Here is a 24,613-nt window from a genome sequence, read left to right on the forward strand (position 1 = left end):
AAAAGATGGAAAGAAAGCAATTTTTCAATTTTTCACAAAATTATTAGTTAACTCCTTAATAATAAAAATCTTCACGATATAATTTTTCGTTAACCCATAATTGTTCTTTAAAAAATCACTATTTTTGCATCCTAAAAATTTCAGTCATAATGCTAAAAATTACTCTTCCTGATGGCAGCATCAGAGAATATGAAGGAGCAGTTACTCCACTACAAGTTGCACAAAGTATCAGTGACGGTTTGGCAAGAAACACCATTTCTGCCGTCGTAAACGGAAAACAGACAGAAGTAGACACCACGATAACGGAGGATTCTACAGTGCAACTACTGACGTGGAATGACGATATGGGTAAAAAAGCATTCTGGCATTCTTCTGCCCACTTGCTGGCTCAGGCTATTATGGAATTTTATCCAGAAGCCAAGTTGACAATCGGGCCTGCAATAGCTAATGGATTCTACTATGATGTAGATTTCGGCGGAGAGCCTTTGTCTGAAAAAGACTTCGAAAAACTGGAAAAGAAAATCTTAGAAAATGCTAAGAAAAATTCGACTTTCAACCTTCGCGAAGTTTCCAAAGCTGATGCATTGAAGGAATATGCAGACAATCCTTTCAAAACAGAATTGATTGAAAATCTGCCTGATGGTGAAATCACTTTCGTAACGCACGACAACTTTACAGACCTTTGTAGAGGTGGTCACATCCCATCAACAGGAATCGTAAAAGCTGTAAAAATATTGAACGCAGCCGGAGCATATTGGAGAGGTGATGAGAAAAATCCACAGCTGACCAGAGTTTACGGCGTTTCTTTCCCAAAACAAAAAGAGCTGACAGAATATCTTGAAAGACTTGAAGAAGCAAAAAGAAGAGACCACAGAAAACTGGGTAAAGAATTGGGGATTTTTGCATTCTCCGAAAAAGTAGGTGCAGGACTTCCACTTTGGTTGCCAAAAGGCGCTGCGCTTAGAAAAAAATTAGAAGAATTCCTTTCCAAAGCTCAGAAAAAACAAGGTTATGAATTCGTAATTTCTCCGCATATTGGAGCTAAAGAATTATATATCACTTCCGGACACTGGGAGAAATATGGCGAGGACAGTTTCCAGCCTATCAAAACACCAAATGAAGGGGAAGAATTTTTATTAAAACCAATGAACTGTCCGCACCACTGCGAGATTTACAAAGCGCAACAATGGTCTTACAAAGATTTGCCGAAGCGTTATGCAGAATTCGGGACAGTTTACAGATATGAGCAGTCTGGAGAATTACACGGCTTGACGAGAGTTCGTGGATTTACTCAGGATGATGCGCACCTTTTCTGTACGCCAGACCAATTGTTACAGGAATTCGAAAAAGTGATTGACCTTGTACTTTATGTTTTCGGTTCGCTTGGATTTGCTGATTTTACAGCGCAGATATCATTAAGAGACAAAGAAAACAGAGAAAAATACATCGGTTCCGATGAGAATTGGGAAAAAGCAGAAAACGCCATTGTAACTGCTGCAAAAGCAAAAGGTCTTAAAACCGTAACTGAATATGGCGAAGCCGCTTTCTATGGTCCGAAGCTCGACTTTATGGTAAAAGATGCGTTGGGAAGAAGCTGGCAGTTGGGAACAATTCAGGTAGATTACAATTTACCGGAAAGATTTGACCTTTGGTACAACGGAAGCGACAACGAGAAGCACAGACCAGTGATGATTCACAGAGCGCCGTTTGGTTCTATGGAACGTTTCATTGCGATATTGATTGAAAATACAGCGGGCGATTTCCCACTTTGGTTGAGTCCGGAACAGTTTACTATTTTGCCAATCAGTGAAAAATATTCAGATTATGCAAAAAAAGTTTCAGAATCATTGGAAATTCACGATATTTGCGGATTGATAGACGACAGAAACGAAAAAACAGGTAAGAAAATCCGTGATGCCGAATTGAAAAAGTTACCATTTATGCTTATTGTAGGTGAGAACGAAGAAAACAACGGCACAATTTCTGTAAGAAGAAGAGGCGAAGGCGATTTGGGAGAAATGAAAGTAGAAGACTTCATCTCTTATTTCAAAGAGCAGGCAAAACCGGCATTTGAATTGGGAGCAAACCAATAAGCTGACAACAAATTATTAATTTTAAAATTTAAAACCATAGCACTAAAAAGAAACAACAGCAGAGGCCCGATGAGACGTCCAGTCCAAGAAGACCTCCATCAAATTAACGGTAAAATTCGTGCAAACGAGGTACGTCTTGTTGGTGACAACGTAGAGCCGGGAGTTTACCCTTTATCAAAAGCTTTAGAAATTGCAAGAGAACAAGAATTGGATCTTGTTGTGATTTCTGATAAAGCTGAGCCTTACATTTCTCGTATTCTAGATTATAAAAAATTCTTGTACGAGCAAAAGAAAAAGACCAAAGAGCTAAAAGCAAAGCAAGTAAAAGTAGTTGTAAAAGAAATCAGATTTGGTCCTCAGACCGATGACCACGATTATGACTTCAAGAAAAAGCACGCTGAAAAGTTTTTGGAAGAAGGTTCAAAACTGAAAACTTATGTTTTCTTCAAAGGGCGTTCGATTATCTTCAAAGACCAAGGGGAAATTCTTCTTTTAAAACTTGCACAGGATCTGGAGCACGTTGGGAAAGTGGATCAGCTTCCTAAGCTTGAAGGGAAAAGAATGATTATGATGATGAGCCCTAAGAAGCCTGCTAAGTAATATTGATACCATTCAATTGATATATTAAAACCTCAAATTTGCTTTTGAGGTTTTTTGTATTTTGAATTAATAAAATCAAACGCGGATTTTACAACTACAGTTTCAGAATTTTTTTGTAATTTTGCAAACTATTATTCGTGGAGATATTCATTAATAATAAAAACAGATATTGATAACAAAACATAAAAAGCAAAACAATGCCAAAATTAAAAACGAAATCAGGTGCTAAAAAGCGTTTTGCTCTTACCGGAACCGGAAAGATCAAAAGAAAAGGTGCTTTCAAAAGCCACATCTTGACTAAAAAAGAAACTAAGCAAAAGAGAAATCTGACGCAAACTTCTTACGTTGCAGAAGTGGACAAGAAAAGCGTACTACGTCAATTAGCGTTAAGATAGTTTTTATAAATCTAATTCGGTTTATAGGAATTAAACAATTCAACAATTAACCCTGAAACGGTGCCCCTAAGAGTTCTATTCAATTAGTTCCGCCCTTTTCAAAAAAACAATTTAAATTATGCCAAGATCAGTAAATTCTGTAGCGTCCAGAGCGCGTAGAAAAAAAGTTTTAAAAAAGGCTAAAGGTTTTTTCGGTAGAAGAAAGAACGTTTGGACTGTAGCAAAAAATGCGGTAGAAAAAGCAATGTCTTATGCTTACCGTGGTAGAAAAGAGAAGAAAAGAAGTTTCAGAAGCCTTTGGGTAATGCGTATCAATGCAGGAGCTAGAGAGCACGGACTTACTTATTCTCAGTTAATCGGAGGTCTTAAGAAAAACAACATCGAGCTAAACAGAAAAGTTCTTGCAGATCTTGCAATGAATCATCCAGAAGCTTTCAAAGCTGTTGTAGACTTAGTAAAATAATTACAAATCTTTGTTATCAATATAAAATCCTGAGAAATTCTCAGGATTTTTTTTATTTTTGCTAAAAATAATTCAATAATGTTCAAAAGATCTATTCAGGTTTTCTTTCTTCTTGCTATTTCTCATTTTACAAAAGCTCAGACTTTCATTCAGGCATATCAGGACAGAGCTAATAAGGTTTCTCAGGCCAACGTCAAAACTTATCTTCAGGAGTTTGAAGCTTTGGGTATCAAAAGAACGGGGACAACACAGAACACGAATGCTTTTAACTGGATCAAAAACAAATACACTTCTTTTGGCTATGCCACTGCAAATTTTCAGGAACATTCCTGGACAGCAAATGGTGTTTCTTCCAAAAACTTGATCGTAACAAAAACCGGAACACTTTATCCTAATAAATTTGTGATTGTCTGCGGACATTTTGATTCTATCAATGGTCCCGGAACCAATGACAACGGCAGCGGAACATCAATCATATTGGAATTAGCCAGAATTTTGAAAGATGTTCCAACGGATTACTCAATCAAGTTCATTCATTTTTCCGGAGAAGAGCAAGGACTTTTGGGAAGCTCAAGATATGTTTCTCAAATCGTCAATGGGACAAGCCCAAAAATGGATATCAAAGTGGTTGTAAATCTGGATCAGGTAGGCGGATTGGCAACCAAATCCAATACTAAAATCTATTGTGACAAAGATCAAAGTGCACCTAACAGCAATAATGCTGCGGCTGCGTTGGTAGTTCAGGAACTGGCAAACTGCACCACTTTGTATTCTCCGCTTGGGGTAGATTTTGATCCCGCAGAAAGTACAGATTACGTTCCCTTCCAGCAAAACGGGGAAATTATCACCGGATTTTGGGAATATGAAGGCGGCTACAATAACCCTTTTGTTCATACGGCAAATGATCTTTATGTGAATATGGATCCTGTTTATGTTTACAATGTTGGCAAAGCTGCGGTCGGAGCCATCCAGCATTTCGCAGTTGCTTCTACCACCACTTTGGCTGTAGAAGATATTTCGACTTCAAAAATTTTGGAATCTGTGGAATTCTACCCGAATCCGGCAAAGAACATTTTGAATCTGAAAATAGCTGATCCATCAAAAGCTTTTACATTTGAAATCACAGATATGAGCGGCAGTCAGATTTTGATTAATAAAACCAATTCAAACCAGATTGACATTTCGCATTTGAAACCAGGTATTTATATGGGAACGGTACAGATGGAGAATGAGAAAATCTCTAAGAAAATTATTATCGAATAAATTGAAATCTTATTATAACAAAAATCATAAGCCTTATTATTTAAGGCTTATTTTTTTATGCTTAGATTTGTTCTTAATAAAAATTAGACTAATGTTTTTATCAAAAACTTACTTCAAAAAACTATCAATATTTTCATTGCTTGGCATTTCAGCCCTATACTTTTCGCAGGAAAAAACAGTTCAAAATATTGTTGGCTCGGAACAGGCGAATGAAAATAACTTGAAAAAACACATCACTTATTTAGCATCTGACGAATTGCAAGGTCGATTGACAGGCTCAGAAGGCGAAGCAAAAGCTGCTGACTATCTTTCATCAGAATTCAAAAAATTAGGATTGAAGCCTTATGAAGGAGAGAATTTCATTCAGAATTTTGAATATAATATCAAGTTAAATCCTCACGATGACAAGACTTCAACACCAGTCAAAGGCAAAAATGTCATCGCAGTTTTAAACAACGAAGCAGAACGAACAATCGTTATTGGTGCGCACTACGACCATTTGGGTCTTAATGAACATCACAATTCCACATCAGCAAATTCCGAAGGACAAATCCACAATGGCGCCGATGACAACGCTTCTGGATCTGCTGCTGTTCTGGAGCTGGCAAGAATGTTTTCTCAAAATAAAATCAAAGAGAAAGTCAATTATATTTTTGCTTTGTTCTCCGGCGAAGAAGACGGGTTGATGGGTTCTAAAAAAATGGCAGAAACTGTCAAAACCCAATATCCGAATACCATTTTTATGATTAATATGGATATGGTGGGAAGACTTAGCAAAGACAACAATCTGAATGTTGGCGGCGTTGGCACCTCTCCTATCTTGCCTGAATTGGTGAAAAAATACAAGCCTGAAGGTATTAATCTGGCTTTGGACGAATCGGGTATCGGACCAAGCGATCACACTTCTTTTTACCTGAAAGATATTCCGGTGCTTTTCCTGTTTACCGGAACCCACACGGATTATCACAAGCCGACTGATGATGCAGACAAGATTAACTATCCGGGAGAGAAAGTGATTACGAATTATGTTTTCAACCTTGCTAATGCCTTAGGAAACGAAAGAGAAATTCCGTTTGTGAAAACTAAAGCAGCAGCAACAAAAGAAGTTCCGAAATATAAAGTAACGCTTGGAATAATGCCCAACTACGCCGACAGCAAAGATGGAATGGGAATAGATGGCGTAATGGATGGCAGACCGGCTGCCAATGCAGGAATCCAGCAAGGTGACATCCTTACAAAAATCGGAAAATGCGAAGTCAGAGAAGTCTATTCTTACATGGATTGTCTTTCCAAAATAAAAGCCGGCGAAGAACATCCGGTAACTGTAAAGCGCAACGGCGAAGAAAAAATAATGAATGTAAAATTCTAAAAAAATTCAATCGATTTTCTTTTAGATTTATCTTTAATAAAAAACAGCAGCTACAATTATGTAAGCTGCTGTTTTTATTTTGCTTTTTTAAGCTTCGAAAATTGAATTAAAAAAAATTAATTTTTGATAAATTTCTGAACAACATCAGTTCCTTTTATTCTTAAAAGATAAACACCTTTACCAAGTTTGGAAACATTGATCACGTTGTTGTTCGCATTAATATTAGATTCAGAAACTTTACGTCCTTCCAAAGTATAAATCTCTGCTGTTTCTGTTTTTCTGAAATCCATAGAAACTGTTAAATTCTCAGTTGCAGGATTTGGATAGACGGAAACCTGATTTTTATTAATGTCCGCTACCGCCAAATCAGCACATTGATAGGTTGGAAGTGTGTAACCAGAAGTTGTCAGTTCTTCGGTAATTACCGCAACATCTGCACAGGTAAATCCGTAAGTTCCCACCATATCAATAGCAGATTGTCTTACCGCAACAGCAGCCGTCTGCTGATTGGAAGAGGAATTGGTCATACTTAGTCCTTCCAGGAAGATTCGGTCCGTTTTCTCTTTTCCAATTCTGTTATAAATCCTCATTAGTGAAGTAGCCCAGATCTGTCCGTCTCTATGGATATTTGCTGTATTACTGATGCTTGAGGTATATTTCGTAGCATAATTGGTAACACGTCCTGCCCAGCATTCATTGTGCCCATCCCAGCTGAACATCCAGTTGTATTGCGGTTCATTACTTGCCCATTGGTTGAGGCTTCTGCTGTAAGACATCGCCCAATAATCTCCGGATCCTTCTCCCAAGCCCTGCGCAGAAGAAGATTTGTTCCCCGTAATCCAATAGTGGACAGCGTGTCCAAATTCGTGCAGCACTACATCTGCATCTTCCGCATCATCCACACAACCTTCTCCAAAAGCTAATCGCTGAGAACTGGGAATGAAGTGAGAATTGTCGTCTCCCGCTAATCCGTGTGGATCGAAAAGCAGAACACCGCCATTCAAAGTTGATTTACAGTCAATTCCTAAAGTTTCATTGATGTAAGCCATACTCCTATCCAAATGATAAAATGCATTGACTGCTTCAAAGCCTTGCTCATTTCTGTTGAAAAGGAAATTTGGGGAAGCTTGTGAAAACAAACCTGTTGCAGGCGATTCAAAATCTGCAACCTGTACATATTTGCTTTTCAAGCTGTAGGTTCCATTTGTAAGCGTGATATCTGGTAATGCCACCAAACTTCTTGCAGCATCCAAACTGGCATTGGTAGCATCATTATTATCCACATAATCTCCGCCATAGGCTACGTGAGCTACAGACAACGGATCGGGATTAAAGATGTAAGCAGTTCCGGCCGCTTTCATCTCAACAGTTGGTTTTTCTTTGTTTTTTTTCTTTGGTTTGTCTTTATGATAATTGGCAATATCCAATACTCTGAGGACTTCTCCGGAATGAGCATCTACCATAATTTCCCAGTCTCCCGGTGTATCATAAGCATTAATGATGACTCTGTGAACCAGTTTGGTCTGGTTATCCTCTGTCACAAAAACATAAAGATTATTTTCCTGATAGGTAATTTCGCCTGCAATCTTAGCCGCCACTTTAGCTTTATCAAAAGCATCGGTTTTGCTGTATGTAGGTGTTGTATTGACTTGTTTTAATTTTTTGGAAACAGGAACTTCTGTACCAAATGTTACTTCGCCCTGTTTATTAAAATGCACCGCAATATCGCCTTCATAAACCGGAACGCCATTAATTTCCTGCTGAAATCTCAGTGTTTCGCCGGACAAACTTTTTCTGGAGGATTTAAATTCAAAATGATCCTGAGAAGTTGTCCCAATTTTGTTTGAATTTTTAGAGATCCAATCCTGTGCTTTGGACTCAAGAGCGTTGGTTTGTCCATACATTGTAGAAAATGTCAATGCAAAACTCGCAACCAAAAAGTTGATTTTTAAATTCATAAGTATTTTTTTAAATTGTCTTGCAAATTAATAATTTTTTACGGAATTATCAACCTTAAAATTATAAAAACACCCAATTTATTAACTATTAATAAAAATTAATTTAGATTATACATTAATTTTCTAAGATTCACAATTCCCGAATATTACGAAAAGTAAGATTGATGCGAGGTTTCATTAATCTTGCAGATTTAGCAATCCTATGCTCCCAATTGGTCTGCAAATCGCCTTTCATAATGAGCAACGAGCCGTGCTGAAGGGGCAAAGTATATTTGTTCTGATGATTGTCCTTCTTTCGAAAATCAAAATTCCTCACTTGCCCGAAACTTACCGAAGCAATCACAGGGCGATTTCCCAATTCGCTTTCCTTATCGCGATGCCAAGCCACAGAATCGTTACCGTCTCTGTAAAAATTGAGCAAAACAGAATTGAATTGATGACCCGTCAGTTTCTGGATTTTATATTTTAATCCCAAAAGTTCCGGCGTCCACGCATTCACACTGAATTCATTGCCTCCCAGATGATAAGATTTTTCATCGTCGCCGTACCAAGCAGTCAGGCGTGGTGTCAAAATTTCTCTGTCAAACATTTTTTGCGTTCGCTGTTTCCACGGAACCGTTTCTATGAGTATCTTTTCAATTTCCGTTGCTCTTTCCTCAGACAAAAAATGTTCGGTATAATCCAATAACTCAGTCGGAAATTGGTAATATTCGCCTGCATCAAACAAACTGAGTTGCATATCTGTACTGTACATTTTTAAAATTTATTTGGAATTCGAAACCTTGTTGTCCAACGCTTTGATATCTTTTCGGATTTCCAAAAACATATCTTTCAAATTATAATTATCAAAATTATCGGGCTCAAAATCCTCAGGAAAAATCCCCGACGCATATTGCCAGATTTCCACAATCTCGCTCAACGGAATCTCATAAGGCTTGTAAAAAGAATTGTCCGCCGAAACCTCGATGGCTTTTTTCTTCTGACCTTTGAATCGTTTATAGGAAATCCCGTCGTTCAAAGTCACGAAAATGTAACTTTTATTGATTTTCAAATCCTCAATATCTTCCACATATTTCCCGATGATAAACGAACCATCTTTGAAAGGAGGCATAGAATCGCCTTGCGCAGGGAAAGCCCTATATTTTCCATTCGTCAAAAATGGCAATGAAATCCTCTGAAGACTTTCAATATATTCCGGGTCGCTGTAACCTGACAAATATCCCATCGACGCCTTTTGAGGAATGATTTCGATGCTGTTGTTTCCCAAATTATCTACGATGATTGGCAGTACGATTCTGTTGTCTGGCAGATTCATCATCTCCTCCAAAGGATATTTCCGAATGTCCACCGTCAAAAGCAAATCGATGCTGATGTGAAAGAACTTTGACATCGTGATGAGCACGTCATACGGCGGTTCGGAACGGCCATCTTCGTAAGAAACGTACCTCGATCTTGTGATAATTAAAGTATCTGCCAACTCTTGTTGAGTCGTCATTTTCTTTGCTCTTAAAAACCTGATGTTATCTGAAAAAATAGACATTGTTATAATTTGTAACAACAAATATAATCATTTTGTTTTAAAATGTAACTAATTTTGTCACGTGAATCGAGCAATTGTACATATGGATTTGGATACTTTTTTTGTGTCCTGCGAAAGACTGAACCACTCAGAACTCAACGGAATTCCTCTGATAATCGGTGGTGGCGACCGTGGCGTGGTGGCTTCTTGCTCGTATGAAGCGCGAAAATTTGGGGTGCGTTCTGCGATGCCGATTAGAATGGCACTCAGACTTTGCCCAGATGCAAAAGTAGTCAAAGGCGATTATGAGAATTTTTCTAAAATGTCTCATTTGGTCACGGAAGTGATTCAGGATAAAGTGCCATTGATGGAAAAAGCGAGCATCGATGAATTTTATCTCGACCTGACCGGAATGGACAAATTTTTTGGCTGTTATCAATGGACTAAAGAAATCGCATCAGCTGTAAAAAATGAAACTGGACTTCCGATAAGTTTTGCTTTATCTAATAACAAAACCGTTTCAAAAATCGGAACCGGAGAATCAAAACCTGAAGGAAAATTTCAAATCAGAGAAACAGAAATTCAGCCTTTTTTAAATCCTTTATCTGTTAAAAAAATTCCGATGGTTGGCGATAAAACATTTCAACTTCTTTCGAGAATTGGTGTACGAACGATTCACACGCTTTCCGAAATGCCCGTTTTGGTCCTTCAACAAATGATTGGCGCGAATGGAAAAGAACTTTGGAAAAAAGCGAATGGCATTGATGAAAATCCTGTCGTTCCCTATTCCGAAAAGAAATCGATTTCCTCAGAACGGACTTTTGTGACGGATTCCATTGATGTTTTGGAAATAAAAAGGCTGATTTCCGGAATGGCGGAAAAATTAGCCTACCAATTGAGACAAGAAAAATGGCTGACTTCCACGGTCGTTATCAAAATCCGATATTCCAATTTCGATACAGAAACCAAGCAACACAAAATCGCTTACACGTCTGCCGACCACACATTATCCAGAGTGGCGCTGGAACTTTTCAACAAAGTTTATACGAGGAGAATGCGAATCAGACTCGTTGGTTTGCGCTTCACAGATTTGGTTCACGGCAATCATCAGATGAATCTTTTTGAAGATACCGAGGAACAAATGAGCCTTTATCAAACGATGGATTATCTAAAAAACCGATTCGGAAAAGACGCGCTTGGACGAGCTTCCGGTTATGATTTCGGCAAATAATTTTTTAAAATTTTAATTAAAATGTATCTCAACTGTCATTCTTATCACAGCCTTCGTTACGGCACTTTATCGGTTCAAAATCTGGTAGAGCAAGCTTTCGAACTTGGAATCAAAACATTGGTTTTGACCGATATTAATACCGTGACCGCGATTTATGATTTCAAAAAAGAATGTGAAAATGCTGGAATCAAACCGATTGCTGGTATTGAAGTGAGAAAAGAAAACAAACTCTTATATATTGCTATTGCGAAGGAATTCAGCGGAATTGGAGAAGTGAATAAAATTCTGACGGAACATAATTGCAACGGCGTTGAACTTTCTGAAACGGCACCGAATTACAATCAAGTATTTGTCATTTATCCAATTCAAAATATTCCTGAAACTCTAAAAGAGAATGAATTCATCGGAATCCGTGAAGAAGAATTGAATCTTTTGATTCGGCCAGAATTTAAAGATAAAATCAACAAAATGGTTGTTCTTCAGCCTGTCACTTTCAGCACAAAAAAGGAATATAATCTTCATAGAATCCTGAGAGCGATTGACGGAAACACTTTGATTTCAAAACTTTCTGAAGATGACATTTGCAGAAAATCGGAACACTTCAAACCTGAAATTGATTTAATAAAATCATTCGAACATTATCCTAAAATCATTAACAACACCAAAAAAATTCTCGCTGAATGTAGTTTTGAATTTATATATAAAGAACCGCGAAGCACTGAAAATAAGAATAAAAAATATTTTAAAGAATCTCTGGAGGAGGATATGAAATTGTTGAGCGAGCTTGCCTATTCGGGATTGGAAAAACGATATGGCGCAAATGATGAAGTTGCAAGGCAAAGAGTTGAAAAAGAACTCAAAGTGATTGGTGAACTTAAATTTTCGGCGTATTTTCTGATTACTTGGGACATCATTCAGTACAGCAATCGAATGGGTTTTATGCACGTAGGGCGAGGAAGTGGCGCCAATTCCATCGTCAGTTATTGCCTTGGCATTACCGACATCTGTCCGATAGAACTCGACCTGTATTTTGAAAGATTTCTAAATCTGAACCGAACTTCGCCACCCGATTTTGATATTGATTGGAGCTGGCAAAACAGAGATGCGATTATCCAATATATTTTTGACACCTACGGAAAAGACCGCGTTGCTTTCTGCGGAACCAATGTAGAATTCAAATATAAATCGATTTTTCGGGAAGTGGGGAAAGCGTTTGGGTTGCCCAAAGAGGAGCTTGACAATTTGGCTGGCAAATCGATGGAAAACCACGACCAAAACTCGATTGTAAAGTTGGTTCAAGAATATGGACAATTAATGGAAAAATTTCCGAATCAGCGGAGTATGCACGCTTGCGGAATTTTGATTTCTGAAGAACCCATCACAACTTACACGGCTTTGGAAATGCCTCCAAAAGGATTTCCAATCGCTCAGTTTGATATGAATGTTGCGGAAGACATTGGTCTGGAAAAGTTTGATATCCTTTCTCAGCGAGGACTTGGAACCATCAATGAGACCGTAGAATTAATCAAAAAGAACAGAGGCATTGAGATTGACATTCGGGACACTTCTATTTCTAAGGACGAATCTGTTTGCAATGAATATTTAGCCATTGGCAAAACAATCGGTTGTTTTTATATCGAAAGTCCGGCAATGCGTGGACTGCTGAGACGTTTGAAATGTGACAATTACAGAACTTTGGTGGCCGCTTCCTCCATCATTCGTCCTGGAGTTGCGCAAAGTGGAATGATGCGGGAATATATTTTCCGGCACAATCATCCGAATCAGTTCGAATATTTTCATCCGGTGTTTGAGGAAAACCTTAAAGAAACTTACGGCATTATGGTCTATCAGGAGGATGTGATTAAAATTGCCCAATATTTTGGGGGACTTTCTCACGCGGATGGTGACATTTTGAGACGAGCGATGAGTGGAAAGGAACGTTCAATTCAGAAATTAAATGAAGTTAAAGTCAACTTTTTTGAATCCTGTAAAAGAGAAGGACATTCCGAGCAAATGACGACGGAAGCTTTCCGGCAAATTCAATCTTTTGCAGGCTATTCTTTTTGTAAGGCACACTCGGCTTCTTATGCGGTGGAAAGTTACCAGAGTTTGTATTTGAAGGTTTATTATCCGTTGGAATTTATGGTTTCGGTCATCAATAATCAAGGTGGTTTCTATCGGACGGAAGTTTACATCCACGAAGCGAGAATGTCTGGCGCTGATGTCCAAAATCCTTGTGTGAACAACAGCGAATATCAAACGATTTTGAAAGGAAAAGAAATCTATTTGGGCTTTATGGTTTTGCAATCGCTTGAGACAAAAGTGGCTCAAATCATTTCCGAAGAACGGGAGAAAAACGGCGATTACAAATCTCTGGAAAACTTCATCAAACGCATTCCCATTGGGATTGAAACCATTCAAATCTTGATTTTCATCGGTGCTTTCAGATTTACGGGAAAGCCTAAAAACGAACTTTTAGTGGAAGCAAGATTACTATTAATCAATTATAAAATTGAGAACAGAAATATCGCTCTTTTCGATGAACCGGCCAATGACTTTAAACTTCCTGAAATGAAACGAGAACAGTTTGAAGATGCTTTTGATGAAGTTGAAATTATCGGATTTCCTGTTTCTTGCAGTCCATTTGACTTGTTACAAACCAAATTCAGAGGTAATGTTTTTGTAAAAGACTTACTGAAGTTTCATAAAAGTCAAGTGAAAATGCTGGCATATCTGATTTCCAGAAAACACGTTCCAACGAAAAAGGGTGCGATGTTTTTCGGAACTTGGGTTGACATCAATGGTGATTATTTTGATACCGCCCATTTTCCGGACAGTCTGGAAAAATATCAATTTCAGGGTGGTGGTTGTTATCTTTTGTTGGGAACGGTGGAAGTGGATTATCACTTCCCGACCATTACAATTTATAAGATGGCGAAGATGCCGATGATTCCTGACCCGCGTTATGCTTATGACAAAGAAAAGCAGTACGATGTCCACAAGCAAATCAGAGAAGATGTCAGTATGACGTCCCGAAAACCTTATCCACAGGCACACGAGATTAATTTGCCGAGGCAGAAGTTTAATTAAAATAGCATAAAATTTGCATCCCAACGATAAACTTCATCTATGAAAAGAAATCTTTGGCTAATTGCTTTCTGTTTTTTGATATCATTATGCCTCTCGTGTGAGAAATCGGAGGACAATTCTGAACTTCAAAACCAATTAATTGCATTCACAAAACTTTGTAACAAAGAGGCCAAATCAAGCGTTGATTCGCCACAGAAAATACAAAGTATCAAAGAGAAATATTTCAAGAAAATAGATTCTATCAAGACCGCAGAAAACTGGAGTGGAAAAATAACAATGCTGGATCTGGATGAAAACGAAGCTTATTCAAAAGATACGGTCATAATGCGAATCGGAATAGAAAATACCTATGACAAAGGCGATCAGGATTACTTTTCTTTTGCACAGGTAAAACCCATTTCGAAGCAAAGTGAACTGTTCAAAAAACTAAATAAAATTGAAAAAAATAGTGAAGTCAAATTCAGTGGGAAGCTGGTCTCTGCCAATTTGAATACGATGACACCTGGCTACGAGTTCAGTAACTTTTATCTCGAAACTGATTTTTCGGATATTGAGAAAAAATAAAATTTAGACAATCTCAGAACTAAGACCTTTATCTAATAATGCCTGATGCATTGGTTTCAATTTTTCCAAAGCGCCTGTTTTCACGGTGCATTTTCCTTTGTAATGAACGAGCATTGTACATTGCTCTGCCTGTTCCAAAGTGTGTTCACAGATATCGATCAAACATTCAATCACGAAATCAAAGGTGTTGACGTCGTCGTTGTAGAGGACGATCTTATAGACTTCATCTTCCATCTCCAAAACCGCTACTTCTTCTTCGTACTGGCGTTTTGGCTCGTCATAAGATTTATTATTATAGATTTTCATCTTAATAAAATTTAATTATTCAGTGATCTCGTCTGTTATATCTTCCAAAAATGGTTTGTTATATAAAAGCTCAACCAATTCCACACTTTTGTTCTGCATCTTCAGGATTTTGAAGTGGTAATATCCATAATCAAATTCCTGATTTTCTTCCGGAATATCCTGTAATTCGTTCAAGATAAAGCCTGCAAGCGTATTGTATTCCCCTTCTTCAGATGGCGGAATATTCTTCGGAAGCTGCTCATTGATCTCGTCCAATGGTTGCGTTGCTTTTACCCAATAGATATTTTCGCCCACTTTGTCTACGATCTTTTCTTCCTCGTCTTCCTCATCCTGGATCTCTCCAACCAATTCTTCCAGAATATCTTCTAGTGTAATGATTCCTTCTGTTCCACCAAACTCATCGATCACGATTGCCAAATGCTGTTTCTTTAATTGGAAAACTTTCAGAAGGTCTGATATTTTTTTGCTGCCGACCACAAAGAATGCTTCTCTCATAAAGCCCCTCAAACTTTCGTGAGTGACGTGTCCTTTGCTTTTAATATATTCTCTGATAATTTCCTTCGTGTAGAAAATCCCAATAATATTATCGATAGAGCCTTCGTAAACCGGAATTCTCGAGTATCCGCTATCCATAATTTCATTAATGATATCTTCTGGATCTTCATTGATATCGATGGACGAGATATTCTGTCTCGTGATCATGATCTGTTTTGCATTGTGATCTGTAAAATCGAATGCATTTTTGATGATCTCGTAGTTTTCTTCTTCAATTTCGCCGCTGTCTGCCGATTGTTTTACCAACAACTGCAATTCCTCGGTTGAGTGAATATCGTGTTCCGAAGCTGGAAATATTTTTATTAATTTCAGGAACGCATTGGATAATGAATTCATCAACCAGATAAATGGACGAAAGACATTATAAAAAACGTGCAATGGATAAGCGATGAAAAGCGTAGTCGCTTCTGACTTTCTGATGGCAATTGATTTAGGAACCAATTCTCCGAAGACGATGTGCATGATCGTGATCAATAAGAAACTACAAACGACAGAGATAGTGGTTACCGTTGCCGCCGCCAATTCTATATTCAAAGAATGGAATGTGGCTTCTATAATATGATGCAGTGCGCTCTCTCCTACCCAACCCAATGCAAGCGAAGCGAGTGTGATCCCCAGCTGTGTTGCTGAGAGATAGGCATCAAGATTCTTGATGATGTTCTCGGCTTGTTTGGCAACTGCATTTCCCTCAGCGGCTTTCACCTGAATTTGGGAATAACGTACTTTTACTATTGAAAATTCGGCGGCTACGAAAAAGCCATTTAGAAGAACTAAAAATAATGCTATGAGAAGTTTGATTAAACTATCAGAATCCATTTAATGTTGTATATACAATCTGTGCAAAGATAGATATTTTTTTTAACTTGGTAATTAGATGTTAGAAGTGTGATAAACCACCCCGTCAAAAATTTTTCGAATTTTTGAATCCCCTCCAAGGGAGGGGAATTTTTAAGAACAACAATGTGTTTTTATGTTGAAGTGTGTTTTATGTTGAAGCTGCAGCCCGACTTGAGTGGAGCTCTTTTTTGGAGTTGGAAAAGCGTGGGCAAAAAAAGCGGGAACGGAAGGCGGAAAAGCTGCCATAAAAAACAATAAATAGGTTTCGACGAATGTCTAAATAGCTTCCCAAATAAAATAATTCAATTGGTACAAACTGTCCTAAATAATAAAAAGCACTGAAGTTTGACCCTCAATGCTTTTTATAACTAACTACTAACTTTAACTTTATCTTTATTAACTGTTCTTGAGCGCTTCTGCTCCGGAAACAATTTCCAATATTTCGTTGGTGATGGCTGCCTGTCTTGCTTTGTTGTAGAAGATTTTTAAATCACTTCTAAGCGCGTCTGCATTGTCGGTCGCCTTGTGCATTGCTGTCATCCTTGCACCGTGTTCTGATGCTACGGAATCCAGAATGGCTTTGAAGATCTGAGTCTTGATGGATTTTGGGATCAAAACGTCAAGGATCTCTTTTCTGCCCGGTTCGAAAATATAATCTACATTGATATCTGCTGAACCAGCTTTCTCTTCTGTTGCTGATGAAATTGGCAAAACCTGCTCTGTCACTACCTCCTGCGTTGCTGCGTTGATAAACTTGTTGTAAACAACATAGACTTTATCAAATTTACCCGCTTTGAAGTCTGACATTACCTTCTCCGTCATATTTGAAACGTGATCGAAAGAAAGATTGTCGAAAAGTGAACTGTGGTTTTCGTAAACTGTTTTGTTTTTTCTCACCGCATCGAAGGCTTTTTTACCTACTGTCAAAACTTCTATCTCCCTGTTTTCGTTTGCAGAAAACTGGATGTTAAGTTCTTTGATCACAGATGAGTTGAAAGCTCCAGCCAAACCTCTGTTGGAAGTCACGGTGATGAAAAGCACTTTTTTCACTTCTCTTTCCAATGCAAATTCCGAGATGTTCTCTGCATCAGACGCCGCACTTACATTCTGTATGATCTCCTGAAGTTTTTCAGAATAAGGTCTTAGCATCACGATTGCATCTTGCGCTTTCTTCAGTTTCGCAGCGGAAACCATTTTCATAGCGCTTGTGATCTGCATCGTAGAAGATATAGATGTAATCCTGCCTCGTATTTCTTTTAAGTTTGCCATTCTTATAATTTGGTTGATAGTTGATAGTTGATAGTTGTCAGTCCAAGGAAATGTCCATCAACTGACAACTAGCAACCGACAACCAATTTTAGTTGTATTTCGCAGAAAGTTCTGTCGCTACTTGCTTCAAAACGCCAGTCAATTGATCATCAATTTTTCCGGATTTAAGAGCTGCCATTACTTCTGGATGTTTGTTTTTCAAGAAATCCACATATTCTACCTGGAATTCTTTCACCTTCTTGATAGGGATGTTTCTCAATAGATTCTCAGTTCCTGCGTAGATCATCGCTACTTGGTTTTCTACCGGAAGTGGAGAGTTCACCGGTTGCTTCAAAAGCTCCACGTTTCTTTCTCCTTTTGAGATCACCGCCATTGTAGCAGCATCCAAATCAGAACCGAATTTTGCAAACGCTTCCAATTCTTTGTATTGAGCCTGGTCAAGTTTTAATGTACCAGAAACTTTTTTCATTGATTTGATCTGTGCATTACCACCAACTCTGGATACAGAGATCCCAACGTTGATCGCCGGACGAACTCCTGAGTTGAAAAGGTCTGTCTCCAAGAAGATCTGACCATCTGTAATAGAGATTACGTTTGTTGGGATATATGCAGAAACGTCACCAGCCTGAGTTTCGATAATTGGAAGTGCTGTCAAAGATCCACCACCTTTTACGATCGGTCTTAGAGATTCTGGCAAATCGTTCATTTGAGAAGCGATCGTATCATCAGCAATTACTTTTGCCGCTCTTTCCAATAGTCTGGAGTGAAGGTAGAAAACGTCACCTGGATAAGCCTCACGTCCCGGTGGTCTTCTCAATAGTAGAGAAAGCTCACGGTAAGCAACCGCCTGTTTTGAAAGATCATCATAAACGATCAAAGCTGCACGACCAGTATCTCTGAAATACTCACCGATAGATGCACCTGCCATTGCAGAATAAACCTGCATTGGAACCGGATCAGAAGCGTTAGCCGCAACGATCACCGTGTAAGCCAAGGCACCTTTGTCCTCTAATGTCTTAACGATCTGTGCTACAGTTGAAGCTTTTTGCCCAATTGCAACATATATACAATATACTGGTTGCCCAGCATCATAAAATTCTTTTTGATTGATAATGGTATCGATAGCCACAACTGTCTTACCAGTTTGTCTATCACCAATGATCAACTCTCTTTGTCCTCTTCCTACAGGGATCATAGAGTCGATAGCAACGATACCAGTTTGAAGTGGCTCTGTTACCGGCTGACGGAAGATAACTCCCGGCGCTTTTCTTTCCAATGGCATTTCGTAAAGTTCTCCTTGGATCGGTCCTTTACCATCGATAGGATTACCTAGAGTATCTACAACTCTACCAAGCATTCCTTCACCAACTTTGATAGAAGAGATTCTGTTTGTTCTTTTTACAGTATCACCTTCTTTTACCAATTTGGACTCACCAAGAAGTGCAACCCCAACGTTATCTTCTTCAAGGTTAAGTACGATACCTTCTACACCAGCTTGGAATCTTACCAATTCTCCGTACTGCACATTTTCCAAACCGTAAACACGGGCAATACCATCACCGATGGTTAATACAGTTCCAACTTCTTCTACGTTAGATTGAGTATCGAAATTTGCTAATTGCTGCTTCAGTATCGCTGATACTTCTGCCGGATTTATTTCTGCCATTATATGGTTGTTTTTTCTTAATTAAGTTGAAATTCTTTTTTGATATTGCCCAGTTTTGTTCTTACTGATGCATCGATCTGCTGATCTCCCACTCTTAGGATATAACCTCCCAAGATCTCTGGTTTTACAATCGTTTCCAAATCATAGTTGGAAACATTGACCATTTTGGAATCCGTAATGATCTTCTGAATATTTTCTTGCGACAAAGGAGAAGCCGTTACCAAAGAGATACGTTGTGTACCTTTGATGTCTTCAACTTTATTGATGAATTCCTGAGCGATATTTCTAAGCTGAGATTCTCTGCCTTGTTTGATGACCAATCTGATGATGTTCTTCGAAACCGGAGAGAAATCTTTGAAGATCTCCAAAGCGATCGCTTCTTTCTTTTTTGCATCAATGATCGGCGTATTCACAAACTGATTCAGTTCTTTGGAAGAAGACATTATTTTCACAATATCCTTCATCTCACCGAAAACAGCATCTGTGTTACCAGACTCCTGCGTGAAGTCCAATAGACCTTGAGCGTATCTTTTAGCTACTTTAGATGTTAACATCTTTATTAGTTAAGGTTAGATTTGTTAAGAATATTTTCCACCAAAGCGTTTTGAGCGCCATCGTTGTCCAATTTCTCTTTAAGGATATTTTCAGCGATGCTTACAGACAAAGTTCCAATTTGAGTTTTGATATCTGCCATTGCAGCATTTTTCTCAGTCTGGATAGATTGTCTAGCAGCTTCGATCATTTTTTCGCCTTCAACTTTAGCGCTGTCTTTAGCTTGATTTACGATTTTATCTTTCATATCTCTAGCTTCTTTCAAGATACCATCTCTCTCAGCTCTAGCCTCACGAAGGATTCTTTCGTTATCTTCTTTCAGCTGAGCCATTTCTTGTTTAGCCAATTTAGCTTGATTAAGAGCATCGATGATAGATGTTTCTCTCTCGTCTATTGATTTAAGAATTGGTTTCCAGGCAAACTTCCCTAATAAGAAAAGCAAAGCTAAAAAAATGATGGACTGGATGATAAACAATCCTGATGAAAACTGATGAAGTAATTCCATTATATCGTTAGATTAATTTTTTTTGAAAATTTTTAAATATAAAACATTGCTACAGCCAACCGCTGTAACAATGTTTGTTTTTTGGCTTATGATGCGAACAACGCAGCGAAAGCAACACCTTCTACAAGTGCAGCAGCAATAAGCATAGCAGTTTGGATCTTTCCAGATTGCTCTGGTTGTCTAGCGATCGCTTCAAGAGCAGCAGCACCAATTTTTCCAAGACCGATACCTACACCTAGTACAATAAGACCTGCACCAATAATTCTAGGAATTTCCATAATGTATATAATTTAAAAATTGTTTTATTCTAATTTAATTAATGAGCGTGATCGTGATCGTGCTCCTCCACTGCCATTCCGATAAACAAAGCGGAAAGCATCGTGAAAATATAAGCCTGCAAAAACGCCACTAATACTTCCAGTAAATAAATAACCAATGTCAGGAACGGGAATGCAACACCTGCGATCCAGTTCTCGAAAATATAAATAGATCCGATCAACGTCATTACAACGATGTGACCTGCTGTCATATTGGCGAAAAGACGAATCATCAATGCAAATGGTTTTGTCAAAGTCCCCAACAATTCGATTGGCATCATAATAAACTTCATTGGTACAGGAACGCCCGGCATCCAGAAGATATGTTTCCAGTAATCTTTCGATCCTGAGAAAGTTGTGATCAAGTAAGTCAGGATTGCCAGGAAGAATGTAATCGCAATGTTACCAGTTACATTGATTCCGAAAGGCATTAGACCTAAAACGTTCAAGAATAGGATGAAGAAAAATACAGTTAATAAATAACCCATAAATCTCTTGTACTTATGTCCAATGTTTGGAATAGCAATATCGTCTCTAATAAAAATGATAAGTGGCTCAAGGAATTTCGCAGCTCCTGAAGGCACCAAAGATTTTTTATAAGACCTTGCCATTCCTCCGAAGATAATCAGCATTAAAACTGCTACCAAGAAAATCACCAAAACACTTTTTGTGATAGATAAATCTAAAACTCTTTTTTCAGTTGGGTGATGATCTTTATCTAAAGTCAAAGTTCCTTTTGAGTCTGTTCTGTAGATTTTTTCGTGGTGAAGCGTGTAGAATTTACCATCACTTTCTACCGGAGAACCGTGGATAAACTCGTGACCATCTACGCCTTCTGTATTACTCATGAACGTATGAAAACCTTCGTCATAAATAATTACCGGCAATGGAAAACCGATGTGGTGACCATCTTTTACCATCAATGCAACGTCGTGAGCATCCAAAATGTGATGATCCACAAATTCTTTAACTACATTTGCTCTCTCATCTTTTTCAGAAAGTGCAGGCGTTTCAGTTACAGGTTTACCGTGTTGGTTTTCAACAGTTTCGTGTTGAGCGAAAGCCGTTGCAAACGTGAATAAACTGTAAAATAAAATTGCTGTTTTCTTTAGCATCGATAGATTTTTTTTTCGTTTTGCAAAAATAGACTATTTTTTCTCTTTTGAAGAATTAATTTACTGTTTTTTGTCATAATTAATTAACTGTATTGCATAATAGGTAAGCAGCGCAGTGAGAACAAAATATGGAATGATAAAATGGAATTTGAAATTTGGAATTGCCTCAAAATGAAGCTTATTCTTGATCAGATACATCAATCCAAATTTCACCAAGATCAGTCCTATGACAGACATTCCGACGAACTGCGGGAAGGTTCTGTTGATGATCAAAAGTAGTGTTATCATCATCATAAAAATGACACTTAGGAAGAGATAAAACTTGATAATTGTGACTTCATCCAGATGGAAAACGAACTTCCAAATCGAGAAGTGAATGATAAATGTCAAGAAAAATAAGACACTGATGACGATGTTACTTTTGTTTTGCATTTTCTTCTTCTTTATTTAAAATTTCGAGTCTTTTCAATGTGGTGTATAATGAAAGACAAAGTCCGCTAAGTCCGATGACCAGAACCAAAACATTGGAGCCAGTTTCGAAATACAGATCCAACTGATGTCCGCCCCAAAATGAAATCCCGATGATGAACAGCATCTGGAAAACCACGGAAGAATATTTCCCATATTTCCGCAATGCACTCGAAGGATTGTTTTGTTTGTCTTCCAAAATTTGATTTTTGCAAAAGTAAGTATTAAAGTTTGAAGTCGGATGTCGGAAGATGGAAGTTTATGATCCGACGTTTTGAAACGGGGATTAATTTATCTAAATCGGGTTAAGATTATTATCGTAAAAATTACAAACCGCAGAGCGGTGACCTGTTAGTAGAAACCAATGACCACGACAAACAAAGCTCCGGAGGAGCGACCTGTTAAAAGCATTAGGAAAGTCAAAAATATATTTTGATGAATATCTGTGTGTAAATATATTTTGAGTTGATTAAAACATTCTGAAGAAATACTATTATAATTTCTTAATTAAAAATGAATCTGTCTAAAGGTCGCTCCTCTGGAGCTCAAATTGCATTGATCAATCGATGTCTACCGATAGGTCGCCGTTCTACGGCTTTGTACAAATTATTAAATTCTTTACCTCAAATTAAAATCATCGATTGATCCCTACCGACAGGTCGCAGTTCTACGGCTTTGTACATATTATTAAATTCTTTACCACAATTACAATTATCGATTGATCCTACCGGTCGCAGTTCTACGGCTTTGTACATATTATTAAATTCTTTACCACAATTACAATTATCGATTGATCCTACAGGTCGCAGTTCTACTGCTTTGTATATGTTATTAAATTCTTAACCCGACTGAACTTAAAAATTGTTTTAAATTTTACTCATAGTAGGCAAGAGCTGCTTTATAATGAATCTGCAGCCCGGCTTGAACGGATCCCGATGTAAAATCGGGAGGGAGCGGAAGACGGATATAGCTGCCCAAACCTTCAGGTTCGACGGAGTCAAATAAAATAAATGATAAATGATGATCGATAAGTGATGACTGAAACTATTTCCTTTGCTTAAATTTTCTTATTTTTGCAACCTTAATATATTACACAAAGTTATGTTCAACAGTTTACAAGATAAGCTAGATAAGGCGCTTCATAATATTTCCGGCCGCGGAAAGATCTCTGAGATCAACGTTGCAGAAACTGTAAAAGAAATCCGACGTGCACTCGTAGATGCCGATGTGAACTACAAAGTTGCAAAGGACCTGACGAAACGCGTGCAAGACAAAGCGCTGGGACAAAACGTTCTGACGTCTCTTACGCCGGGACAATTGATGACGAAGATCGTTCACGACGAATTGGTGGAATTGATGGGTGGAAGCCAGGAAGGCATCAACCTTTCCGGGAAACCAAGCGTTATTTTAATTGCTGGACTTCAGGGTTCTGGGAAAACGACGTTCTCTGGAAAATTGGCGAATTACCTGAAACAAAAACGTAGCAAAAAACCACTTTTGGTAGCTTGTGACGTTTACAGACCTGCGGCAATCGACCAGTTGAAAGTTCTTGGTGGACAGATCAATGTTGAAGTTTACACAGAACTTGAAAATAAAAATCCAACTTCTATCGCATCCAACGCCATCAACTATGCAAAATCAAATGGTTTTGATACGGTGATCGTGGATACGGCGGGACGTTTGGCAATTGACGAGCAGATGATGATCGAGATCAAGTCTGTTCATAGCACAATCCAGCCGAATGAAACCTTGTTTGTTGTAGATTCTATGACAGGTCAGGATGCGGTGAATACGGCGAAAGCTTTTAACGATACGCTAAACTTTGACGGTGTTGTCCTTACGAAATTGGATGGTGATACGCGAGGTGGAGCAGCTTTGACAATCCGTTCTGTTGTGGAGAAGCCAATCAAATTCATCTCGACGGGAGAAAAAATGGAAGCTTTGGATCTTTTCTACCCGGAAAGAATGGCGGACAGAATCCTTGGAATGGGAGATGTTGTTTCCTTGGTGGAAAGAGCTCAGGAGCAATTTGATGAAGAGGAAGCGAAAAAACTTCATAAGAAGATTGCTAAGAATGAATTTGGTTTTGATGATTTCTTGAAGCAGATCAATCAGATCAAAAAGATGGGTAATATGAAGGACCTGATGGGAATGATTCCAGGTGTTGGGAAAGCAATCAAAGATGTGGACATTAATGACGACGCTTTCAAACATATCGAAGCCATTATCCATTCTATGACGCCAGACGAGAGAAGAAGACCTTCTATTATTAATGTATCCAGAAAACAGAGAATTGCTAAAGGTGCCGGAAGAAAAATCGAAGACGTAAACGCATTAATGAAACAGTTTGACCAAATGGGAAAAATGATGAAAATGATGCAAGGCCCTCAAGGTAAACAAATGATGCAGATGATGAGCAAAATGCCGAATATGCCAGGAATGGGCGGTGGGTTGTTTGGGAAATAAATTTTATAAACT

General features: G+C 38.2%; 23 protein-coding genes. 10 read left to right on the forward strand and 13 right to left on the reverse strand.

Annotated elements, in window-relative coordinates; all coding sequences use genetic code 11:
• The first annotated feature begins 149 nt into the window (after positions 1–149).
• The 6 genes from thrS to LUD75_RS10485 all read left to right on the forward strand — a co-directional run bounded on the left by thrS (position 150) and on the right by LUD75_RS10485 (position 6,183).
• On the forward strand, positions 150–2,093 hold the full coding sequence (gene thrS / locus LUD75_RS10460; protein ID WP_232705615.1) for a threonine--tRNA ligase: 1,944 nt from the start codon (positions 150–152) through the stop codon (positions 2,091–2,093).
• Positions 2,094–2,162: 69 nt separating this feature from the next.
• The gene (gene infC, locus LUD75_RS10465) at positions 2,163–2,693 is read left to right on the forward strand and encodes a translation initiation factor IF-3 (protein ID WP_051259629.1); all 531 of its coding nucleotides are present in this window, start codon (positions 2,163–2,165) and stop codon (positions 2,691–2,693) included.
• Between the two features lie 197 nt (positions 2,694–2,890).
• On the forward strand, positions 2,891–3,088 hold the full coding sequence (gene rpmI, locus LUD75_RS10470; protein WP_028122444.1) for a 50S ribosomal protein L35: 198 nt from the start codon (positions 2,891–2,893) through the stop codon (positions 3,086–3,088).
• Positions 3,089–3,206: 118 nt separating this feature from the next.
• Positions 3,207–3,551 (forward strand): 50S ribosomal protein L20, encoded by a 345-nt coding sequence (rplT, locus tag LUD75_RS10475; RefSeq protein ID WP_232705616.1) that lies wholly within the window; start codon positions 3,207–3,209, stop codon positions 3,549–3,551.
• Positions 3,552–3,629: 78 nt separating this feature from the next.
• Entirely contained in the window at positions 3,630–4,814 is a 1,185-nt protein-coding gene (locus LUD75_RS10480; RefSeq protein WP_232705617.1) for a M28 family peptidase, read from the forward strand.
• A 91-nt stretch (positions 4,815–4,905) separates the two neighbouring features.
• Complete coding sequence (locus tag LUD75_RS10485; protein WP_232705618.1) at positions 4,906–6,183, forward strand: M20/M25/M40 family metallo-hydrolase; 1,278 nt, start codon at positions 4,906–4,908, stop codon at positions 6,181–6,183.
• A 116-nt stretch (positions 6,184–6,299) separates the two neighbouring features.
• Here the strand turns inward: LUD75_RS10485 and LUD75_RS10490 are convergent, their stop codons facing one another.
• From LUD75_RS10490 to LUD75_RS10500, 3 genes are all read right to left on the reverse strand, one after another.
• Complete coding sequence (locus LUD75_RS10490; protein ID WP_232705619.1) at positions 6,300–8,141, reverse strand: T9SS type A sorting domain-containing protein; 1,842 nt, start codon at positions 8,139–8,141, stop codon at positions 6,300–6,302.
• Between the two features lie 130 nt (positions 8,142–8,271).
• Positions 8,272–8,895, reverse strand: a complete 624-nt coding sequence (locus LUD75_RS10495) for an alpha-ketoglutarate-dependent dioxygenase AlkB (RefSeq protein WP_232705620.1) — start codon at positions 8,893–8,895, stop codon at positions 8,272–8,274.
• A 9-nt stretch (positions 8,896–8,904) separates the two neighbouring features.
• Positions 8,905–9,681 carry a helix-turn-helix domain-containing protein gene (locus LUD75_RS10500; protein ID WP_034965205.1) on the reverse strand — a complete coding sequence of 259 codons (777 nt, stop codon included), beginning with the start codon at positions 9,679–9,681 and terminating at the stop codon, positions 8,905–8,907.
• A 61-nt stretch (positions 9,682–9,742) separates the two neighbouring features.
• Between LUD75_RS10500 and dinB the strand changes: the two genes are divergently transcribed.
• The 3 genes from dinB to LUD75_RS10515 are packed head-to-tail and all read left to right on the forward strand — an operon-like array spanning position 9,743 to position 14,545.
• Positions 9,743–10,891 carry a DNA polymerase IV gene (dinB, locus tag LUD75_RS10505; protein WP_232705621.1) on the forward strand — a complete coding sequence of 383 codons (1,149 nt, stop codon included), beginning with the start codon at positions 9,743–9,745 and terminating at the stop codon, positions 10,889–10,891.
• Between the two features lie 21 nt (positions 10,892–10,912).
• Positions 10,913–13,981 (forward strand): DNA polymerase III subunit alpha, encoded by a 3,069-nt coding sequence (gene dnaE, locus LUD75_RS10510; protein ID WP_232705622.1) that lies wholly within the window; start codon positions 10,913–10,915, stop codon positions 13,979–13,981.
• 39 nt (positions 13,982–14,020) lie between these two features.
• The gene (locus LUD75_RS10515) at positions 14,021–14,545 is read left to right on the forward strand and encodes a hypothetical protein (RefSeq protein ID WP_232705623.1); all 525 of its coding nucleotides are present in this window, start codon (positions 14,021–14,023) and stop codon (positions 14,543–14,545) included.
• Positions 14,546–14,548: 3 nt separating this feature from the next.
• On the opposite strand, the gene LUD75_RS10520 is transcribed toward LUD75_RS10515, so the two are convergent.
• From LUD75_RS10520 to LUD75_RS10565, 10 genes are all read right to left on the reverse strand, one after another.
• Positions 14,549–14,851: an ATP-dependent Clp protease adaptor ClpS gene (locus tag LUD75_RS10520; protein WP_232705624.1), complete on the reverse strand. Its 303-nt coding sequence runs from the start codon at positions 14,849–14,851 to the stop codon at positions 14,549–14,551.
• Between the two features lie 15 nt (positions 14,852–14,866).
• Positions 14,867–16,222, reverse strand: a complete 1,356-nt coding sequence (locus tag LUD75_RS10525; protein ID WP_232705625.1) for a hemolysin family protein — start codon at positions 16,220–16,222, stop codon at positions 14,867–14,869.
• A 417-nt stretch (positions 16,223–16,639) separates the two neighbouring features.
• The gene (gene atpG / locus LUD75_RS10530) at positions 16,640–17,512 is read right to left on the reverse strand and encodes an ATP synthase F1 subunit gamma (RefSeq protein WP_232705626.1); all 873 of its coding nucleotides are present in this window, start codon (positions 17,510–17,512) and stop codon (positions 16,640–16,642) included.
• An 88-nt stretch (positions 17,513–17,600) separates the two neighbouring features.
• Positions 17,601–19,178, reverse strand: a complete 1,578-nt coding sequence (atpA, locus tag LUD75_RS10535; RefSeq protein ID WP_034965218.1) for a F0F1 ATP synthase subunit alpha — start codon at positions 19,176–19,178, stop codon at positions 17,601–17,603.
• A 17-nt stretch (positions 19,179–19,195) separates the two neighbouring features.
• Complete coding sequence (gene atpH / locus LUD75_RS10540) at positions 19,196–19,732, reverse strand: ATP synthase F1 subunit delta (RefSeq protein WP_034975837.1); 537 nt, start codon at positions 19,730–19,732, stop codon at positions 19,196–19,198.
• Positions 19,733–19,737: 5 nt separating this feature from the next.
• Positions 19,738–20,238, reverse strand: a complete 501-nt coding sequence (locus LUD75_RS10545; RefSeq protein WP_185094383.1) for a F0F1 ATP synthase subunit B — start codon at positions 20,236–20,238, stop codon at positions 19,738–19,740.
• Between the two features lie 83 nt (positions 20,239–20,321).
• Complete coding sequence (gene atpE, locus LUD75_RS10550) at positions 20,322–20,513, reverse strand: ATP synthase F0 subunit C (RefSeq protein ID WP_027384648.1); 192 nt, start codon at positions 20,511–20,513, stop codon at positions 20,322–20,324.
• 38 nt (positions 20,514–20,551) lie between these two features.
• Positions 20,552–21,667, reverse strand: a complete 1,116-nt coding sequence (gene atpB / locus LUD75_RS10555) for a F0F1 ATP synthase subunit A (RefSeq protein WP_232705627.1) — start codon at positions 21,665–21,667, stop codon at positions 20,552–20,554.
• A 60-nt stretch (positions 21,668–21,727) separates the two neighbouring features.
• A complete protein-coding gene (locus LUD75_RS10560) occupies positions 21,728–22,099 on the reverse strand; it encodes a hypothetical protein (RefSeq protein ID WP_232705628.1) in 372 nt (123 codons plus the stop codon).
• Complete coding sequence (locus LUD75_RS10565) at positions 22,083–22,334, reverse strand: AtpZ/AtpI family protein (RefSeq protein ID WP_232705629.1); 252 nt, start codon at positions 22,332–22,334, stop codon at positions 22,083–22,085. Before LUD75_RS10565 ends, LUD75_RS10560 begins: the two co-directional genes overlap by 17 nt.
• A gap of 902 nt (positions 22,335–23,236) precedes the next feature.
• On the opposite strand from LUD75_RS10565, the gene ffh reads away from it, so the two are divergent.
• Positions 23,237–24,601, forward strand: a complete 1,365-nt coding sequence (ffh, locus tag LUD75_RS10570) for a signal recognition particle protein (RefSeq protein WP_232705630.1) — start codon at positions 23,237–23,239, stop codon at positions 24,599–24,601.
• Positions 24,602–24,613 lie beyond the last annotated feature (12 nt).

The sequence above is a fragment of the Epilithonimonas sp. JDS genome (assembly GCF_021261315.1).
Taxonomy (GTDB): Bacteria; Bacteroidota; Bacteroidia; order Flavobacteriales; family Weeksellaceae; genus Epilithonimonas.

Bases quoted from the DNA above. Each gene is read 5' to 3' on its own strand.
- rplT (WP_232705616.1), top strand. From the start codon at position 3,207: ATGCCAAGATCAGTAAATTCTGTAGCGTCCAGAGCGCGTAGAAAAAAA.
- LUD75_RS10490 (WP_232705619.1), bottom strand. From the start codon at position 8,141: ATGAATTTAAAAATCAACTTTTTGGTTGCGAGTTTTGCATTGACATTT.
- LUD75_RS10520 (WP_232705624.1), bottom strand. From the start codon at position 14,851: ATGAAAATCTATAATAATAAATCTTATGACGAGCCAAAACGCCAGTAC.
- LUD75_RS10525 (WP_232705625.1), bottom strand. From the start codon at position 16,222: ATGGATTCTGATAGTTTAATCAAACTTCTCATAGCATTATTTTTAGTT.
- LUD75_RS10485 (WP_232705618.1), top strand. From the start codon at position 4,906: ATGTTTTTATCAAAAACTTACTTCAAAAAACTATCAATATTTTCATTG.
- atpA (WP_034965218.1), bottom strand. From the start codon at position 19,178: ATGGCAGAAATAAATCCGGCAGAAGTATCAGCGATACTGAAGCAGCAA.
- infC (WP_051259629.1), top strand. From the start codon at position 2,163: ATGAGACGTCCAGTCCAAGAAGACCTCCATCAAATTAACGGTAAAATT.
- LUD75_RS10560 (WP_232705628.1), bottom strand. From the start codon at position 22,099: ATGCAAAACAAAAGTAACATCGTCATCAGTGTCTTATTTTTCTTGACA.
- thrS (WP_232705615.1), top strand. From the start codon at position 150: ATGCTAAAAATTACTCTTCCTGATGGCAGCATCAGAGAATATGAAGGA.
- atpE (WP_027384648.1), bottom strand. From the start codon at position 20,513: ATGGAAATTCCTAGAATTATTGGTGCAGGTCTTATTGTACTAGGTGTA.
- atpB (WP_232705627.1), bottom strand. From the start codon at position 21,667: ATGCTAAAGAAAACAGCAATTTTATTTTACAGTTTATTCACGTTTGCA.
- rpmI (WP_028122444.1), top strand. From the start codon at position 2,891: ATGCCAAAATTAAAAACGAAATCAGGTGCTAAAAAGCGTTTTGCTCTT.
- atpH (WP_034975837.1), bottom strand. From the start codon at position 19,732: ATGTTAACATCTAAAGTAGCTAAAAGATACGCTCAAGGTCTATTGGAC.
- LUD75_RS10500 (WP_034965205.1), bottom strand. From the start codon at position 9,681: ATGTCTATTTTTTCAGATAACATCAGGTTTTTAAGAGCAAAGAAAATG.
- ffh (WP_232705630.1), top strand. From the start codon at position 23,237: ATGTTCAACAGTTTACAAGATAAGCTAGATAAGGCGCTTCATAATATT.
- atpG (WP_232705626.1), bottom strand. From the start codon at position 17,512: ATGGCAAACTTAAAAGAAATACGAGGCAGGATTACATCTATATCTTCT.
- LUD75_RS10515 (WP_232705623.1), top strand. From the start codon at position 14,021: ATGAAAAGAAATCTTTGGCTAATTGCTTTCTGTTTTTTGATATCATTA.
- dnaE (WP_232705622.1), top strand. From the start codon at position 10,913: ATGTATCTCAACTGTCATTCTTATCACAGCCTTCGTTACGGCACTTTA.
- LUD75_RS10480 (WP_232705617.1), top strand. From the start codon at position 3,630: ATGTTCAAAAGATCTATTCAGGTTTTCTTTCTTCTTGCTATTTCTCAT.
- LUD75_RS10495 (WP_232705620.1), bottom strand. From the start codon at position 8,895: ATGTACAGTACAGATATGCAACTCAGTTTGTTTGATGCAGGCGAATAT.